At 64.7% G+C, this 17,074-nt stretch carries 16 protein-coding genes; 4 read left to right on the top strand and 12 right to left on the bottom strand.

The genetic code is table 11. The features are described from left to right. Positions 1–61 precede the first annotated feature (61 nt). The 5 genes from recG to exbB form a co-directional block, all read right to left on the bottom strand. Positions 62–2,140, bottom strand: coding sequence for an ATP-dependent DNA helicase RecG (recG, locus tag ABE459_RS10170; protein ID WP_323830819.1), 2,079 nt, complete (start codon positions 2,138–2,140; stop codon positions 62–64). Positions 2,141–2,144: 4 nt separating this feature from the next. Then, positions 2,145–3,071, bottom strand: coding sequence for a hydrogen peroxide-inducible genes activator (locus ABE459_RS10175; protein ID WP_258705375.1), 927 nt, complete (start codon positions 3,069–3,071; stop codon positions 2,145–2,147). 94 nt (positions 3,072–3,165) lie between these two features. After that, the gene (locus ABE459_RS10180) at positions 3,166–3,900 is read right to left on the bottom strand and encodes a TonB family protein (protein WP_258643760.1); all 735 of its coding nucleotides are present in this window, start codon (positions 3,898–3,900) and stop codon (positions 3,166–3,168) included. Then, positions 3,897–4,325 (bottom strand): TonB system transport protein ExbD, encoded by a 429-nt coding sequence (exbD, locus tag ABE459_RS10185; protein ID WP_110991985.1) that lies wholly within the window; start codon positions 4,323–4,325, stop codon positions 3,897–3,899. Before exbD ends, ABE459_RS10180 begins: the two co-directional genes overlap by 4 nt. 3 nt (positions 4,326–4,328) lie before the next feature. Then, entirely contained in the window at positions 4,329–5,291 is a 963-nt protein-coding gene (gene exbB / locus ABE459_RS10190; RefSeq protein WP_125466068.1) for a tonB-system energizer ExbB, read from the bottom strand. Positions 5,292–5,483: 192 nt separating this feature from the next. On the opposite strand from exbB, the gene ABE459_RS10195 reads away from it, so the two are divergent. Continuing rightward, the gene (locus ABE459_RS10195; RefSeq protein ID WP_323830820.1) at positions 5,484–6,341 is read left to right on the top strand and encodes an SDR family oxidoreductase; all 858 of its coding nucleotides are present in this window, start codon (positions 5,484–5,486) and stop codon (positions 6,339–6,341) included. 157 nt (positions 6,342–6,498) lie between these two features. Here ABE459_RS10195 and ABE459_RS10200 read toward each other — a convergent pair whose 3' ends face one another. The 5 genes from ABE459_RS10200 to ABE459_RS10220 all read right to left on the bottom strand — a co-directional run bounded on the left by ABE459_RS10200 (position 6,499) and on the right by ABE459_RS10220 (position 11,211). Further along, a complete protein-coding gene (locus ABE459_RS10200; RefSeq protein WP_125466066.1) occupies positions 6,499–7,224 on the bottom strand; it encodes a hypothetical protein in 726 nt (241 codons plus the stop codon). 59 nt (positions 7,225–7,283) lie between these two features. Then, positions 7,284–7,664: a RidA family protein gene (locus ABE459_RS10205; RefSeq protein ID WP_110991989.1), complete on the bottom strand. Its 381-nt coding sequence runs from the start codon at positions 7,662–7,664 to the stop codon at positions 7,284–7,286. A 23-nt stretch (positions 7,665–7,687) separates the two neighbouring features. Then, positions 7,688–9,796 (bottom strand): bifunctional GTP diphosphokinase/guanosine-3',5'-bis pyrophosphate 3'-pyrophosphohydrolase, encoded by a 2,109-nt coding sequence (spoT, locus tag ABE459_RS10210; RefSeq protein WP_110991990.1) that lies wholly within the window; start codon positions 9,794–9,796, stop codon positions 7,688–7,690. Positions 9,797–9,855: 59 nt separating this feature from the next. Beyond that, positions 9,856–10,119, bottom strand: coding sequence for a DNA-directed RNA polymerase subunit omega (rpoZ, locus tag ABE459_RS10215; RefSeq protein WP_003253383.1), 264 nt, complete (start codon positions 10,117–10,119; stop codon positions 9,856–9,858). A 219-nt stretch (positions 10,120–10,338) separates the two neighbouring features. Continuing rightward, on the bottom strand, positions 10,339–11,211 hold the full coding sequence (locus tag ABE459_RS10220; RefSeq protein ID WP_110991991.1) for a LysR family transcriptional regulator: 873 nt from the start codon (positions 11,209–11,211) through the stop codon (positions 10,339–10,341). A 207-nt stretch (positions 11,212–11,418) separates the two neighbouring features. Here ABE459_RS10220 and ABE459_RS10225 point away from each other — a divergent pair, with 207 nt between their 5' ends. The 3 genes from ABE459_RS10225 to ABE459_RS10235 all read left to right on the top strand — a co-directional run bounded on the left by ABE459_RS10225 (position 11,419) and on the right by ABE459_RS10235 (position 15,240). Further along, positions 11,419–12,801 (top strand): glutamine synthetase family protein, encoded by a 1,383-nt coding sequence (locus ABE459_RS10225; RefSeq protein WP_125466065.1) that lies wholly within the window; start codon positions 11,419–11,421, stop codon positions 12,799–12,801. A 4-nt stretch (positions 12,802–12,805) separates the two neighbouring features. Then, positions 12,806–13,585, top strand: a complete 780-nt coding sequence (locus ABE459_RS10230) for a gamma-glutamyl-gamma-aminobutyrate hydrolase family protein (RefSeq protein ID WP_323830821.1) — start codon at positions 12,806–12,808, stop codon at positions 13,583–13,585. A gap of 107 nt (positions 13,586–13,692) precedes the next feature. Further along, positions 13,693–15,240, top strand: coding sequence for an APC family permease (locus ABE459_RS10235; protein WP_110991994.1), 1,548 nt, complete (start codon positions 13,693–13,695; stop codon positions 15,238–15,240). A gap of 134 nt (positions 15,241–15,374) precedes the next feature. Here the strand turns inward: ABE459_RS10235 and gmk are convergent, their stop codons facing one another. Together gmk and ABE459_RS10245 are read right to left on the bottom strand one after the other, a co-directional pair. Beyond that, positions 15,375–16,031 carry a guanylate kinase gene (gene gmk, locus ABE459_RS10240; protein WP_323830822.1) on the bottom strand — a complete coding sequence of 219 codons (657 nt, stop codon included), beginning with the start codon at positions 16,029–16,031 and terminating at the stop codon, positions 15,375–15,377. Between the two features lie 14 nt (positions 16,032–16,045). Next, positions 16,046–16,909, bottom strand: a complete 864-nt coding sequence (locus tag ABE459_RS10245) for a YicC/YloC family endoribonuclease (RefSeq protein WP_323830823.1) — start codon at positions 16,907–16,909, stop codon at positions 16,046–16,048. Positions 16,910–17,074 lie beyond the last annotated feature (165 nt).

A 17,074-nucleotide genomic window follows, 5' to 3' on the forward strand; every position in this document is an offset into this window, starting at 1 on the left:
TCCTTTGAACGCGAAGTATAACCAGCCTGATCGGCAAGCTGGTTCTGTATTGGGACGGCCGTCACACTTGGCCATATTGTTGGCCGTGGCGTAGCCAGCGGTCGAGCAGCGGGCTGACGTGGTGGGGCCAGCGCGCCAGCAAGGCCTGGGCGGCATCGCGCACGGCCGGCAGCAGGTCGGCGTCGCGCATCAGGTCGGCGACCTTGAACTGTAGCAGGCCGGTCTGGCGGGTCCCGAGCATCTCGCCGGGGCCGCGCAGTTCCAGGTCCTTTTCGGCGATGATGAAGCCGTCGTTGGTTTCGCGCATGATGCCCAGGCGCTCGCGGCCGATCTGCGACAGCGGTGGGTGGTACAGCAGCACGCAGTGGCTCACGGCGCTGCCCCGTCCAACCCGGCCGCGCAACTGGTGCAGTTGGGCCAGGCCCAGGCGCTCGGGGTTCTCGATGATCATCAGGCTGGCATTGGGTACGTCCACGCCGACCTCGATGACCGTGGTGGCCACCAGCAACTGCAGGTTGCCAGCCTTGAATTCAGCCATCACCGCAGCCTTCTCCGCGGGCTTCATGCGCCCGTGGATCAGGCCCACGCGCAATTCGCCCAAGGCACTGCCGAGGTCTTCAAAAGTGCTTTCGGCCGCCTGGCAGGTCAGTTCTTCGGACTCTTCGATCAGCGTGCATACCCAATAGGCCTGGCGCCCCTCGGCGCACGCGGCGCGGACCCTTTCGACCACTTCGAAGCGGCGGCTGTCGGCCACCAGCACGGTATTGACCGGCGTGCGCCCGGGCGGCAGCTCGTCGAGGATCGAGGTGTCCAGGTCGGCGTAGGCACTCATGGCCAGGGTGCGCGGGATCGGGGTGGCGGTCATGATCAGCTGGTGTGGGCACAGCTCGCCGTTGACGCCCTTCTTGCGCAGGGCCATGCGTTGCTGCACGCCGAAGCGATGCTGTTCGTCGATGATCGCCAGTGCCAGGTGCTTGAAGCGCACCTCTTCCTGGAACAGCGCATGGGTACCGACCACCATCGGCGCACCGCCGGCGATCTGCTCCAGGGCGCTGGCGCGGGCCTTGCCCTTGAGCTTGCCGGCCAGCCAGGCGACTTCGATGCCCAGCGGTTCGAGCCAGCGCTTGAAGGTGATGAAGTGCTGTTCGGCGAGGATCTCGGTGGGCGCCATCAGCGCGACCTGATAACCGGCCTCCAGCGCCTGCAGCGCAGCGAGGGCGGCAACCACGGTCTTGCCGGCGCCGACGTCGCCCTGTACCAGGCGCATCATCGGTTCGGGCTGGCTGAGGTCGTAGGCGATTTCGTTGCCGACCCGTTGCTGGGCGCCCGTGGGGTTGAAGCCCAGGTTGGCCAGGTACTGCGCGGGCAGGCGAGTGGCCTTGGGCAGCACTGGCGCCCGCAGGCTGCGCAGGCTTTCACGCAGGCGCTGCTGGGACAGCTGGTGGGTCAGCAACTCTTCGAAGGCCAGGCGGTGCTGGGCCCAGTGCTGGCCTTCGGCGAGTTCATCGACATCGGCGTCAGCCGGTGGATTGTGCAGGTAGCGGATGGCATCGCTCAGTGGCGCCAGCTGGTAGTCACGGGCCAGCTCGTCGGGCAGCCAGTCGGGCAGGCTGCGCGGCCCGAGCTGGCCGAGGCTCTGCTGGCACAGCAGGCGCAAGCGCTGCTGTGTGAGGCCCTCGGTGGTCGGGTAGATGGGCGTCAGGGTCTGTTCTACCGGCGCTGCCGGCTCGTCGCCGCTCAGGGCGCGGTACTCGGGGTGATAGATCTCCAGCCCCGAGGCGCCTGGGCGGGCCTCGCCATAGCAGCGCACGTGGGTGCCGCGCTTGAGGCCTTCCTTCTGCGCATTGCTGAAGTGATAGAAGCGCAGGCTCAGCACACCGGTGCCGTCGCCCAGGCGCACGACCAGGCTGCGGCGCTTGCCCATGGTCACGTCGGCGCCGCTGACCACACCTTCGATCACCGCGTCCTGCCCTGGCCGCAGTTGGCCGATGGGGACTACGCGGGTGCGGTCCTGGTAGCGCAGGGGCAGGTGGAACAGCAGGTCCTGCAGGTTCTCCAGGCCAACCTTGGCGAGTTTCTCCGCCATGGCATCGCCAATGCCCTTGAGCGCGGTGACCGGCACATTCGACAGCTCGGTCATGGGGTCAGGCCGGTTGTGCCACGGGCGCCTTGGCCACCGAGCAGAGGCGGACCGAGTCGGCAAGAATTTCGATGGCCTTGGGCCGCGGGAAGCTGGCGCGCCAGGCGATGGCCACGGTGCGGAACGGCGCCGGCGAAGTCAGCGGGCGAACCTCGATGACACCGGGCGCGTAGTGGTGGCTGTGCACCGCCGACAGCGGAAGAATCGAGACGCCCAGGCCGGAGGCGACCATGTGGCGGATGGTTTCCAGCGAGCTGGACTCGACCGTGGTGTGCTTGGCGCCTTCGCCACCCTTGTTGAGGGTGGGGCAGGCTTCCAGTACCTGGTCGCGGAAGCAGTGGCCTTCGCCCAGCAGCAGCAGGCTCTTGTCATTGAGCATGGCGGTGTCGATGGTCTTCTTCGCGGTCCACGGGTGGTCGGCCGGCATCAGCGCGCAGAAGGGCTCGTCGTACAGCGGCAGCGTCAGCACGTCGGCTTCATTGAACGGCAGGGCGACGATCACCGCGTCAAGCTCGCCATTGCGCAGTTTCTCGCGCAGCACGTGGGTGAAGTTCTCTTCGATGTACAGCGGCATCTGCGGCGCCACGCGGTGCAGTTGCGGGATCAGGTGCGGGAACAGATAGGGGCCGACGGTATAGATGGCGCCAACCTTGAGCGGGGCAGTCAGTTGGTTCTTGCCGGCCTGGGCCAGTTCGCGGATACCCTGGGCCTGTTCCAGGACCTTCTGCGCCTGGGCGACGATGCTCTCGCCGACCGGCGTGAGGCGCACCGCGCTCTTGCTGCGTTCGAAGATCAGCACGCCGAGCTCGTCCTCGAGCTTCTTCACCCCGACCGACAGGGTGGGCTGGCTGACGTGGCAACGCTCGGCGGCGTGGCCGAAGTGCTGCTCCTGGGCGAGGGTGACGATGTAGCGAAGTTCGGTGAGGGTCATAACGTGCGTCCATGAAGTTGCGGCCCCAGCATAGCGGCTGCAATTGATAGACGCACGTTATCAGACTTGCCGTTTTGTGACAGAAACAAAAGCGTCAGCGTCGGTCCAGCGAGTAGACGAACGGTGCAACGACTTCGATCGTGCCATTGGTCAACAGCTCAGCCGGAGGCTTGGGTACCGTGCCGGCCCGGCGGATCATTTCCATTGTGGCCCGGTCCAGCGCCGCGCTGCCCGACCCACCCGCCATCGAGTACGAGACCACCTTGCCTTCGGCGTCGACGACGAAACGCAGGCGGTTGATGCCCTGCAAGCCGCGACGGCGAGCGTCCTCGGGGTACTTCTTGTACTTCGCCAGGTGGCGCAACAGGTCGCTCTGCCAGCTCGGCAGGGCATTGCTGTTCGAGGCGATGCTCGGTGCCGGTGCCGCCGACTTCTGCGGTGGCGAATTGCTCGGCGGGGTATCCGCGACGTCGTCCTTGGCCGGCGGTTCATCCTTGGGCGGCTCAAGCTTTTTCTCAGGCTTGGGCGGCTGCGGCTTGGCCTTGGGCTTGGGCGGCTTGGGGATGGCGATTTTCGGTTTTGGCGCTTCTGCCAGTTTCGGCAGCGGCGGTTCCTCGACCGGGGTCGGCGGCTTCGGTGCGGCCTTCGGCGGTGGCGGTGGGGCGGGCTCGGGCAGCGGTGCCAGTTCGACCATCATGGCTGCCGGTGGCAGCTCGATGGCCTGGGGCACCGACCAGTTGAGCGTCAGCACCACGGCGACCACGTGCACGGCCAGCACGATGGCCAGGCCGATGCCGTAGCGCGCCATGTTTGAGCGCGTTTTCGTCATTTCTTGGCTGCCGTCTCGAGCCCGACCAGGCCAACCTTGAGGTAGCCGGCGGCGCGCATGGTGTTCATCACTTCCATCAGGTCGCCGTAATCGACGCCTTTGTCAGCCTGGAAGAAGATGGTGGTTTCCTTGTCACCCTTGGTCTTGGCGTCGAGCATCGCGCCAAGCTGATCCTGCTGGGCCACCAGGTCATCGCCGAGGTACAGCTTCTTGTCGGCCTTGACGCTGACGAACACCGGCTTCTCCGGCCTTGGCGCCGGCTTGGCGGTCGAGGCGGGCAGGTCGACCTTGATGTCGACGGTGGCCAGGGGGGCGGCGACCATGAAGATGATCAGCAGCACCAGCATCACGTCGATGAACGGCGTGACGTTGATTTCGTGGTTCTCGGCGAGGTCGTCGCCACCTTCGTTCAGATGCAGGCCCATGGCTTACCCCACTTTCACCATGTGCGGGGTGGCGCGTTCGCCACCTTGGTGGTCCAGGTCACGGCTGACCAGCAGCAGTACCTGAGCGGAAGCGTCGGATACTTGCGCCTTGTAGCCGGCGATAGAGCGGGCAAAGACGTTGTAGATGACCACTGCGGGGATCGCTGCAACCAGGCCCAGGGCCGTGGCCAGCAGGGCTTCGGCGATACCCGGGGCAACCACGGCAAGGTTGGTGGTCTGGGTCTTGGCGATGCCGATGAAGCTGTTCATGATGCCCCACACGGTACCGAACAGGCCGACGAACGGCGCGGTGGAACCGATGGTGGCCAGTACGCCGGTGCCGCTGCTCATGGTGCGACCGCTGGCGGCCACCAGGCGTTCGAGGCGGAAGCTGACACGCTCCTTGATGCCTTCTTTTTCGCGGGCGTTGGCCGACAGGCGCATCTCTTCAAGGGCGTCGTGCACCAGGGTGTGGGCCAGGGTGCCTTCCTTGTTGGAGACTTCGCTGGCTTCCTTGAGGCTCACCGAGCGCTTCAGGGCCGCGATTTCACCACGCAGGCGACGCTTGGCGCCCATCAGCTCGAAGCCTTTGGCGATCCAGATGGTCCAGGTGATGATCGAGGCGATGGCCAGGCCGATCATCACGGCCTTCACCACCACGTCGGCGTTCTTGTACATGCCCCATGGGGACAGGTCGTGGGCCATGCCCAGCGAGGTGTCTTCGACCAGCGGCTGCACGTTCTCTTCGACCGGGGCCTGGGCGTCAACCGGCGCGGTTGCGCCTACCGGAGCCTGGCCATCAGCGGCCGGCGCAGCCGGAGCGGTGGCGGCGGCCGGGGTGGCGGCAGTGGCGGTTGGCTCATCGGCCATTGCAACGGGTGCCAGCACCAGGCTGAACATCAGCGCGGCAATGGCGCGCCAGGCGCGCGACGTGGTTGGCGAAGCGGAAGGTTGAGTGCGTGTCATGCTGGCCGGACCTGATGAAGAGGAAAAGATTGAGTTCTCCAGGGCCTCGAAACAGGCCGAGAACAGACAAGGCGGCCATTATTGCAATTAATTCTTGTTAACAAAAGTAATGTGATTGCTTTTTTTGACCTTGGTATAGCCGTTTATCGTCAGAACGCTATAGCCTGCTCCTTTAGGAATAGGAGTTTTGGCATGCCAGACGTATCTGCTTTGATCGTAGGTTGTGGTGATGTCGGCAGTCGTCTGGCCCGCCAACTGCTGGCCCTCGGCTGGCAGGTGAGCGGCTTGCGGCGCTCGGTACAGCAGTTGCCCAAAGGGGTCGAACCCATCGCCGCCGACCTGTCCGACCAGCGTATGCCGGCTGACTGGCCCGAGCGCAACCCGGACTACCTGGTGTACTGCGTGGCGGCCAGCCAGCATGACGAAGCCGGCTATCAGGCGGCCTACGTCGCGGGCTTGCGGCATGTACTGGCTTGGCTGCAGCGCGGCGGCAAACTGCCCCGGCGGCTGCTGTTCGTGTCCAGCAGCAGCGTTTTCGCGCAGAAGGACGGCGAGTGGATTGACGAGACTGCCAGCACTGAGCCCGAGGGCTATTCCGGCAAGGTGATGCTTGAAGCCGAGCAGCTCGCTCTGGGCAGCGGCATCCCCGCCAGTGTCGTGCGCCTGACGGGTATCTATGGCCCAGGGCGTGAGTGGTTGTTGAGCCAGGTGCGGCAGGGCTATCGCGTTGCCGAGGAACCACCGCTGTATGGCAACCGGATCCATGCCGAGGATGCGGCGAGCCTGCTGGCGTACCTGCTGCAGGCCGATGCCCGTGGTGTGGTGCTGGACGACTGCTATATCGGTGTCGACGACGACCCGGCGCCTTTGGCCGATGTGGTGGCCTGGCTGCGTGAGTACATGGGCGTCACCGAATGGTCGGATGACCAGCGGGTGCGGCGTACCGGCAGCAAGCGCTGCAGCAATGCGCGGGCGAAGGCGTTGGGGTGGGTACCGCAGTATCCGAGTTACAAAGAGGGGTATGCGGCGATCCTTGTGGGGAATAGCTGAGGTATCAGGCTTGGCGCGGCCTCTGTGTAGGAGCGGCCTTGTGTCGCGAAAGGGCCGCAAGGCGGCCCCAGGGTTTCAGCGGTGATGCATAAATCGCCGGGGCTGCTCTGCAGCCCTTTCGCGACACAAGGCCGCTCCTACAGGGCGGGCAGGCGTTTCAGTCCTTCTCCAGCACCCACTGCCGGGCGCCGGCAGCCAACTCGGGCATCTCGTCCGGCTGGGCGCGGTTCACCGCCCGGAAGATCTCCAGGGTGTCGCCATCGCGCTTGAAGATCCACGGCGCACCGCGCTGGTTGCGTTCCAGCCACATGCTGTCGTTGCCGCCGCCCATGGTCGCGCAATCGCCCGCCAGGCACACGGCGAAGCGGTCAACCCCAGGCAACCCGGTGACGTTGCCGGTGTCACTGAAGCGCACGGTAGTGCCTTGGCCCTGGCCCTCGACGATCTTCCATTCACCACCGAGGAAGGCTTTGTACAGCGCCTTTTCGAAGCTGCCACCCAGCGGGGTGTTGCTTGCCGCTTCGCTGCGTACGAAGTGCTGCTCTGCGCCTGCCGGGTTGATGACCCGAAGTTCGTCGCCATCCAGCACCAACTGTTCGGTCTGGCCACCTGCAAAGCTGACTTGCCAGTTGTTCTTGTTGGCGCTGAGTTGGCCGTCGACCGCTTCGAAGCCATTGCTGAAGCTGGCTTTCTGGCTGGCGACATCCAGCTTCCACTCGAGCTCGATGCCATTTTTGTTCAGCGGCTCACTCACACGGCCGCTTTTGACGACTGCGTCGATGGCGTCCTGGTTGATCCAGGTGCCGTTGAAATCTTCGGGTTTGTGGCTGGCGCAGCCGCCCAGTAGCAGGGCTGCCAAAGCCAGAGGCAATGCGTGGCGCATGGGGAGAACCTTGGGGCAGGAGGGGCGGTGACGGGCGTGGTGCCCGTCACCCGGGGGTATTACTCGAGGACCAGAATGGCGTCCATTTCAACCTGGGCGCCTTTTGGCAGCGCGGCCACGCCGATGGCGGCGCGGGCAGGGTAGGGCTGTTCGAAGTAACGGCCCATGACCTCGTTGACCTTGGCGAAGTGGCTCAGGTCGGTGAGGAAGATGTTCAGCTTGACGATGTCCTTGAACGAACCGCCAGCGGCCTCGGCGACCGACTTCAGGTTTTCGAACACCTGGACGGTCTGGGCTTCGAAGCCTTCAACCAGTTCCATGGTTTTCGGATCGAGCGGGATCTGGCCCGACATGTACACAGTGTTGCCGGCCTTGATCGCCTGGGAGTAAGTACCGATGGCGGCAGGGGCCTTGTCGCTGGTGATGACAGTCTTGCTCATGATGACTCCTTGCGGTTGGCGGACTACGCACGCGTCCGGGTGATGCGGACCACCCCGGTCAAGGTGCGCAGCTTCTTGATCACGCGGGCCAGGTGCACGCGGTCGCGCACGCTGACCACCAGTTGGACCACGCTGATACGGCCGTCGCGTTCGTCCATGCTGATTTTTTCGATGTTGCCGTCGGCGGCGTTGACGCTGCTGGCCAGGAGGGCGATCAGGCCGCGCTGGTGTTCCAGCTCGACGCGCAGCTCGACATTGAACTCGCCAGCGACATCCTTGGCCCAGGAGAGCTGCAGGCACTTCTCTGGGTTATGACGGATTTCACTGATGTTGCGGCAGTCTTCCAGGTGCACGACCATGCCCTTGCCTGCCGACAGGTGGCCGACGATCGGATCGCCCGGGATCGGCGTGCAGCACTTGGCGTAGCTGAGTACCAGGCCCTCTGTGCCGCGGATGGTCAGCGGGCCTTCCGGAGCCGGCAGCTCCTCGCCATCGGCGGACAGCAGGCGGCGGGCGACCACATAGGCCATGCGGTTGCCCAGGCCGATGTCTTCGAGCAGGTCTTCGATCAGCTCCAGGCGGTACTCGGCGAGAATCGCCTGGATGCGCTCCTGGGGGATCTTCTCCAGGCTGCTGTCGAAGCCGGTCAGCACCTTGTTCAGCAGGCGCTCGCCGAGGCTGATGGACTCGGAGCGGCGCTGCTGCTTGAGGGCATGGCGGATGTGCGTGCGGGCCTTGCCGGTCACCACGAAGTTGAGCCAGGCCGGGTTCGGACGGGCGCCCGGGGCGCTGACGATCTCCACGGTCGAGCCGCTTTGCAGCGGTTCGGACAGCGGCGCCAGGCGGCGGTTGATACGGCAGGCAATGCAACTGTTGCCGACGTCGGTGTGCACCGCGTAGGCGAAGTCGACGGCGGTGGAGCCCTTGGGCAGCTCCATGATCCGGCCTTTGGGGGTGAAGACGTAGACCTCGTCCGGGAACAGGTCGATCTTCACGCTCTCGATGAATTCCAGCGAGTTGCCGGCACGCTGCTGCAGTTCGAGGATGCCCTTGACCCACTGGCGGGCGCGGGCGTGGCTGCCCTTGGGCTGCTCTTCCTCGTTGGACTTGTACAGCCAGTGCGCGGCAATGCCGTTGTTGGCCATCTCTTCCATTTCGCGGGTGCGGATCTGGATTTCGATGGGCACGCCGTGCATGCCGAACAGGGTGGTGTGCAGCGACTGGTAGCCGTTGGCCTTGGGGATCGCGATGTAATCCTTGAAGCGCCCCGGCAGCGGTTTGTACAGGTTGTGCACGGCGCCCAGCACGCGGTAGCAGGTGTCGACCTTGTCGACGACGATGCGGAAGGCGTACACATCCATGATTTCGGTGAAGGCGCGGCGCTTGCCACGCATCTTCTTGTAGATGCCATAGAGGTGTTTCTGCCGTCCGCTGACCTCGCCTTCGATACCGTCGGCGGCCAGGCAGTTGGCCAGCGAGGTTTCGATCTTGGCGACGATCTCCTTGCGGTTGCCACGGGCGCTTTTGACCGCGCGGTGGATCAGCGAGGAGCGCATCGGGTGCATGGCCTTGAAGCCCAGGTCCTCGAACTCCACGCGCACGGTGTGCATCCCCAGGCGGTTGGCGATGGGGGCGTAGATCTCGAGGGTTTCCTTGGCGATGCGCCGGCGTTTTTCGCCGGACAGCACTTCCAGCGTGCGCATGTTGTGCAGGCGGTCGGCCAGCTTGACCAGGATCACGCGAATATCGCGGGCCATGGCCATGGCCATTTTCTGGAAGTTTTCCGCTTGCGCTTCGGCCTTGGTCTCGAAGTTCATCTGGGTCAGCTTGCTGACCCCGTCGACCAGCTCGGCGACGGTTTCGCCGAACTGCTGGCTCAAGGCTTCCTTGGCGATGCCGGTGTCTTCGATCACGTCGTGCAGCATGGCCGCCATCAGGCTCTGATGGTCCATGTGCATGTCGGCGAGAATGCTGGCGACCGCCAGCGGGTGCGTCACATAGGGTTCGCCGCTGCGGCGGCGCTGGCCGTCGTGGGCTTGTTCGGCATAGAAGTAGGCCCGGCGAACCAGGTTGACCTGTTCGGGGCCCAGATAAGTCGACAGCCGTTCGGCGAGGGCTTCTATACCCGGCATGGTTTCACCTCTTGCGAAAGAAGAGGGCCTTGCGCCGCACGGTGTCGACTGGGCATCAATCAGACGGCCTCGTTGTTCTCGTCCTCGAACGCGGCGAATACCGGATCCTCGGTGACGATTTCTTCGGCGGCGATGAATTCGTTGGTGACGATGCCTTCGGCGATTTCACGCAGGGCGACAACGGTTGGCTTGTCGTTTTCCCACGCTACGCGTGGCTCTTTGCCGCCGGTAGCCAGCTGGCGGGCGCGCTTGGTCGAGAGCATGACCAGCTCAAAGCGGTTATCCACGTGTTCCAGGCAGTCTTCAACAGTTACGCGGGCCATGGTCTTCCTCAGTAGCAAATGCGGTAGGCGTGCGCCCATGAATGGGCAGGCGGACTCGATAGTTTAAAAAATCACCAGCCAATAGGGAAGGACTGTTTTCTCTGATGCCCCATCGCAAGCACCCCGTGGGGGCGGGCTTGCCCCGCGAAAGCGCCGGAACAGACAGGCGCCAAGCCTGAGGCTGACAATAACGTCAGCCAGCCCGCAAACACAACAGCCTCACAGCATCGCGTCGCGCAGCCGCGGGGTCAGCTCCTCGAACAGGGTCTGCACCGAGCGCAATGCGCGGCAATCCGGGCGGGTCAGCAGCCATAGCTGGGTATCGCAGCCGGGCAGCGGGCCGCTCAGCGCATCGACGCCGGGCAGGGCGTGGACCATGTAGTCGGGCAGTGCCGCCACGCCCAGGCCGGTGCTCACCAGCTGGGCAATGGTCGACATGCCGCTGCACTGGTAGCGCGGGCTCAGCCCCGGGTACTGCTGGTTGCGCCAGACCACGGTGGCGTGGTCCTGCATGGAGTCGTCCGGGGCGATCCACGGCACGCTGGTGGGCGAGCTGTCGAGGCGCTCGCGCAGCTCGGGGCGGCCGCAGATCACGTAGCTGGTCGAGCCCAGGCAGCGACCGACCAGGTGCTCCGGCGGTGTGTTGGTCAGGCGCAGGGCAATGTCGGCGTCGCGTCGGCTGAGGTTGGCGAAGGTGTTGGAGGTGCCCATTTCCAGCGAAAGCGCCGGGTAGTTGGGCATGAACTCGGCCAGTGCCGGCAGCAGCAAACTGTGCAGTACCGCCTCGGTGCAGGTCAGGCGCACCGTACCGCTGACCACCTGTTCGCCGCTGGTCAGGGCAATGCGCGCGGCATCCAGCGCCTGTTCGGCGCGCTCGGCCTGCTCGGCCAGGGCCTGGGCGGTGTCGGTGGGCAGGTAGCCCTTGCGGCTCTTGACGAACAGCGCGGTGCCCAGCGCCGATTCCAGCCGGCGAATCGAGCGGAACACCGTCGAAACATCGACCTTCAGCAGTTCGGCAGCCTTTGCCAGGGAGCGGCCGCGTTCCAGGGCCAGGACCAGTGAAAGGTCCGCATGGTTGATCTGATATTGCATTGGTGCACGCTCTGCTTGCCGAATTGCCAATGTCTAGTTGCGCTGGAGCCATTTTATAGTGAAACCGCCGCCAGGAATCAATGCACCCGGTCGGCAACCAGCCCCCAACGATGGGCCAGTGAAAAGAACAACAGTAATTCCATCGTCGCCTTAGCAGGCGTCAGCCGTATCCCCACATCGCCGCTCCGAATCAAAGGATGTACAGCCATGACGTCGGTCTCCCCGTGCGCCAGTTCTTCCCGCGAGATGAATGAATTCCTGGAAGCCCATCCGGACACCCAGTACGTCGATCTGCTGATCTCCGACATGAACGGCGTGGTGCGCGGCAAGCGCATCGAGCGCGCCAGCCTGCACAAGGTGTACGAGAAAGGCATCAACCTGCCGGCCTCGTTGTTCGCCCTCGACATCAACGGTTCGACCGTCGAAAGCACCGGCCTTGGCCTGGACATCGGCGACGCCGACCGCATCTGCTTCCCGATCCCCGGCACGCTGTCCGACGAGCCGTGGCAGAAGCGCCCGACCGCTCAGCTGCTGATGACCATGCATGAGCTGGACGGTGCGCCATTCTTCGCCGACCCGCGGGAAGTGCTGCGCCAGGTGGTGAGCAAGTTCGACGACCTGGGCCTGGATATCTGCGCCGCGTTCGAGCTGGAGTTCTACCTGATCGACCAGGACAACCTCAACGGTCGCCCGCAGCCGCCGCGTTCGCCAATCTCCGGCAAGCGCCCGCAATCGACCCAGGTGTACCTGATCGACGACCTCGACGAATACGCCGACTGCCTGCAGGACATGCTCGAAGCCGCCAAGGAGCAGGGCCTGCCTGCTGACGCGATCGTCAAGGAAAGCGCCCCGGCGCAGTTCGAAGTGAACCTGCACCACGTCGCCGATCCGCTGAAGGCCTGCGACTACGCGATCCTGCTCAAGCGCCTGATCAAGAACGTCGCCTACGACCATGAAATGGACACCACTTTCATGGCCAAGCCCTACCCGGGCCAGGCGGGCAACGGCCTGCACGTGCACATCTCGTTGCTCGACAAGAAGACCGGCAAGAACATCTTCGCCAGTGACGACCCGCTCGAAAGCGACACCCTGCGCCACGCCGTCGGCGGTGTGCTGGAAACCATGCCGGCGTCGATGGCATTCCTCTGCCCGAACATCAACTCGTACCGCCGCTTCGGTGCCCAGTTCTACGTGCCCAATGCGCCGAGCTGGGGTGTGGACAACCGCACGGTGGCGGTGCGCGTGCCGAACGACAACCGCGACAACGTGCGTATCGAGCACCGCGTGGCCGGCGCCGATGCCAACCCGTACCTGATGCTCGCCGCGATCCTGTCCGGTATCCACCATGGCCTGACCAACAAGGTCGAGCCGGGCGCGCCGATCGAGGGCAACTCCTACGAGCAACTGGAGCAAAGCCTGCCGAACAACCTGCGCGATGCCCTGCGCGCGCTGGACGACAGTGAAGTGCTCAACCAATACATCAGCCCGGACTACATCGATATCTTCGTGGCCTGCAAAGAGAGCGAGCTGGCCGAGTTCGAAGTGTCGATCTCCGACCTCGAGTACAACTGGTACCTGCACACGGTGTAAGCCCATGAGCGCAATTGCGGTCCCCTTGATCGGTGTCAGCGCCTGCCGTCAGCAGGTGGGGAAGAACTCGTCGCACACGGTGGGCGACAAGTATGTCGAGGCCGCAGGCTTTGCCGGCCTGCCGCTGATCCTGCCGGCCCGTGATGGCGGCAGCGACACGCGGGCGCTGCTGGCGCAACTCGACGGCATTCTGTTTACCGGCTCGCCTTCCAATATCGAGCCGCATCATTACAATGGCGCGCCCAGCGCGGCAGGCACCCGCCACGACCTTGCGCGTGACCGCCTGACCTTGCCGTTGCTGCAGGCGGCGATTGCCGCCGGGGTACCGGTGTTCTGCATTTGTCGTGGCTTCCAGGAATTGAACGTGGCCCTTGGCGGCACCTTGCACCAGCGGGTGCAGGAACTGCCCGGCTACCTGGACCACCGTGAACCTGAGGACGCACCCCTGGAGGTGCAATACGGCCCTCGTCACCCCGTCGCTGTTGCACCAGGCGGGTTGTTCGAGCGCCTGGGCCTGGCGGCGCAGTTCGAGGTCAACTCGCTGCACAGTCAGGGCATCGACCGTCTGGCCCCAGGCCTGCGTGTCGAGGCACGGGCCCCGGATGGCCTGATCGAAGCGGTGTCGATGCCGGATGCGCCGGGCCTGGTGCTCGGTGTGCAGTGGCACCCGGAATGGCGTTACGCCGAAAACCCGGTCTCGCTGCGCCTGTTCGAGGCGTTCCGCGAGGCCTGCATTGCCCACGCTGCACGGGAGGGTGTGCGCTCGAAAACATTCGGGCGTTAGCCGAAGGTCGAGGATGACCGTGCCCCCACCGCAAGCTTTCAATGAGTGAAAGCGGGCCCTCTACGGCGGGCCTGTGAGAACAATTCCAATAGTTACGGCAAATACTCATGAGCAATTACACAGAAGCCGGCCGCCCACCTGATGTGGCAGCCGACTCGGGCAACAACACCCAAGGCGCCAGCAAAGGCCTGGCCAAGGGCCGCCTGGGCCTTTTGGCCAGCGTGGTGCTGGGCATTTCCACCATTGCCCCGGTCTACACCCTGACCGGCGCCCTCGGCCCGACCGTGCGCGAAGTCGGCGCCCACCTGCCGGCGGTGTTCATCGTCGGCTTCCTGCCGATGCTGCTGGTGGCCCTGGGTTACCGCGAGCTGAACTCGGCGGAGCCAGACAGCGGCACCTCGTTCACCTGGTCGGCGCGGGCGTTCGGCCCGATGATCGGCTGGATCGGCGGCTGGGGGCTGGTAGTCGCCACCACCATCGTGCTGTCCAACCTGGCGGGCGTGGCCGTCGACTTCTTCTACCTGTTCCTGGCCCAGATCACCGGCACCCAGGAGCTGGCGGCCCTGGCAGACAACCTGCTGATCAACGTCACCACCTGTTGCGTGTTCATCGCCCTGGCGGTGTGGATCTGTTGTCGCGGCATGGCGACGACCATGACGGTGCAGTATGGCCTGGTGGCCCTGCAACTGATGGTGCTGATCGGCTTTGCCTTCGCCGCGTTCAGCGAGTCCACGGCACCTCCGCCGCTGGCCTTCGACCTGGCCTGGTTCAACCCGTTCGGGGTCGAGTCGTTCTCGGCGTTCGCCGCCGGCCTGTCGTTGTCGATCTTCATTTTCTGGGGCTGGGACGTGTGCCTGACCGTCAGCGAAGAGTCCGTCGGCAGTGACGAGGTGCCGGGCAAGGCGGCCACCTGGACCGTATTGCTGATCCTGATGCTGTACTTGCTCACCGCCATCGCCACCTTGCAGTTCGCCGGGATCAGCGACACTGGCCTGGGCCTGGGTAACCCGCGTATCCAGGAGAACGTGTTTGCCCACCTGGCCGGCCCGGTGATGGGCCCGCTGGCAATCCTGATGTCCATCGCCGTGCTGGCCAGTACTGCCGCATCGTTGCAGTCGACCTTCGTGTCGCCGGCGCGCACCCTGCTTGCCATGGGTTACTACGGCGCCGTGCCACAGCGCTTCGCCAGCGTCTGCCCGCGTTCGCAGACTCCGCGTTATGCCACCATCTGCGCTGGCGTCGCCGCGGGCTTGTTCTACGTGACCATGCGCACCCTGAGCGAGAACGTGCTGGCCGACACCATCACCGCCCTGGGCATGATGATCTGCTTCTACTACTCGCTGACCGCGTTCGCCTGCGTGTGGTACTTCCGCCACAGCCTGTTCACCAGCGTGCGCCACTTCTTCATGCGCGGCGTGTGCCCGCTGTTGGGTGGGGTGATCTTGTCGGTGATCTTCGCGCGCACCGCGATCGACAGCGCTTCGCCGGACTTCGGCAGCGGCTCGCATGTCGGCGGGTTGGGCCTGGTGTTCGTGATCGCAGCGATCATCTCGGCGCTGGGCATCGTGCTGATGCTGCTCTCGCGGTTGCGGGCGCCGGCGTACTTCCTGGGGGCTACCCTGCGCCAGCAGGCGACCATTCAGTTGCAGGAATAATGCTGGGGGCGCTTTGCGCCCCTATCGCGGCACAAGGCCGCTCCTACAGGAGATCGCATCGGTCCATATTGACGCGATCCCCTGTAGGAGCGGCCTTGTGCCGCGATAGGGCCTCGAAGAGGCCCCGTCCATCTTCAGCCGATCAGCTCTTCGAGTAGCGCATGGTGCACTCGCTGCTGGTTGGCCAGCGTCAGCTTTTCAGCATGCGCCACGGCATCTGCACCGTCTTCGCGGTTCGAGCGGAACACCGCCTTGAGGTCTTCAAGTGCATCATCGAACTGGTCGTTGATGATGACGTACTCGTACTCGTTGTAATGCTTCATCTCGCTGACCGCTTCCTTCATACGCCCAGCGATGATTTCTTCGCTGTCCTGGCCACGGCCGTCCAGGCGCTGGCGCAGGGCTTGTTGGCTCGGTGGCAAGATGAAGATCGAGCGAGCCTTTGGCATTAGCTTGCGCACCTGGCGGGCGCCTTGCCAGTCGATTTCCAGTATCAGGTCTTTTCCCTTGTTCAGCGTCTGCTGCATCGCGCTGCGCGAAGTGCCGTAGAAGTTGCCGAAAACCTCGGCATGCTCAAGGAAGTCATTCTTGGCGATGAGCGTCTTGAACTCGTCATGGCTGACGAAGTGATAGTTCGTTCCATGCTTCTCGCCCGGACGCATCTTGCGTGTGGTATGCGATACCGAGACGCTCACACGCGGATCTTGCTTGATCAGCTCGGTGACCAGGCTGGTCTTGCCGGCGCCGGACGGTGCCGAAACGATGTAGAGGGTGCCGCTGCTGTGGTTCATGGTCGGGGGTGGCCTTACTCGATGTTCTGTACTTGTTCACGCATCTGCTCGATCAACACCTTCAGGTTGACCGCCGCCTGCGTGCTGCGTGGGTCAAAGGCCTTGGAGCCCAAGGTGTTGGCTTCGCGGTTGAGCTCCTGCATCAGGAAGTCCAGGCGCCGGCCGGCGGCACCGCCGGACTTGAGCACCCGGCGCACTTCGGTGACGTGGGTGCTGAGGCGGTCGAGCTCTTCGGCAACGTCGCTCTTCTGTGCCAGCAGCACCATCTCCTGCTCCAGGCGCTGCGGGTCGAGCTCGGCCTGCATGTCGCCGAAACGGTCGAGGATCTTCTGCCGCTGCACGGCCAGCATCTGTGGCACCTGGGTGCGCAGGGTGGCCACTTCGCTGGCCATGCTGTCCAGGCGCTCGTTGATCAGACGGGCCAGCTCGGCACCTTCACGCAGGCGTCCGGCCTTGAGTTCGGCCAGCGCTTCGTCGAACAGGGCGATGGCTTCGGCGTTGAGGGCCTGGGGGTCGTTGGCGTCGGCCACCAGCACGCCCGGCCAGGCCAGGACTTCCAGCGGGTTAAGCGGTGCCGGTTGCTTGATCAGGCTGGCGACGGTCTCGGCGGCGGCGACCAGTTGCGCGGCGCGTTCACGGTCAACCTGCAGCGGCTTGCCGGTGCTGTCTTCGTTCAGGCGCAGGGTGCATTCGACCTTGCCCCGCGACAGCCCTTGGCGCAGGCCTTCGCGCACGGCGCCTTCGAGGTCGCGCAGGGCCTCGGGCAGGCGCAGGTGGGGTTCGAGATAGCGATGGTTGACCGAGCGCAGCTCCCAGACCAGGGTGCCCTGGCTGCCGGCGCGTTCGGCGCGGGCAAAGGCGGTCATGCTGTGCACCATGGGGAGTACCTCGCGTAATCGGGTGAGCGGGGGAGCCTTACGGCTGCAAGGCGCAGGATTGTAGCGCAGTGCGGCCCGGGCGCCCAATCCGGCCATGCTACCGCTGCCCCGCCGCCGTGGTCGGAAAAGGCGACAGGCTGCGCTGGGTGCGACGATAGGCATGTC

It is taken from the genome of Pseudomonas sp. TWI923 (assembly GCF_039673365.1).
Classification (GTDB): domain Bacteria; phylum Pseudomonadota; class Gammaproteobacteria; order Pseudomonadales; family Pseudomonadaceae; genus Aquipseudomonas; species Aquipseudomonas sichuanensis.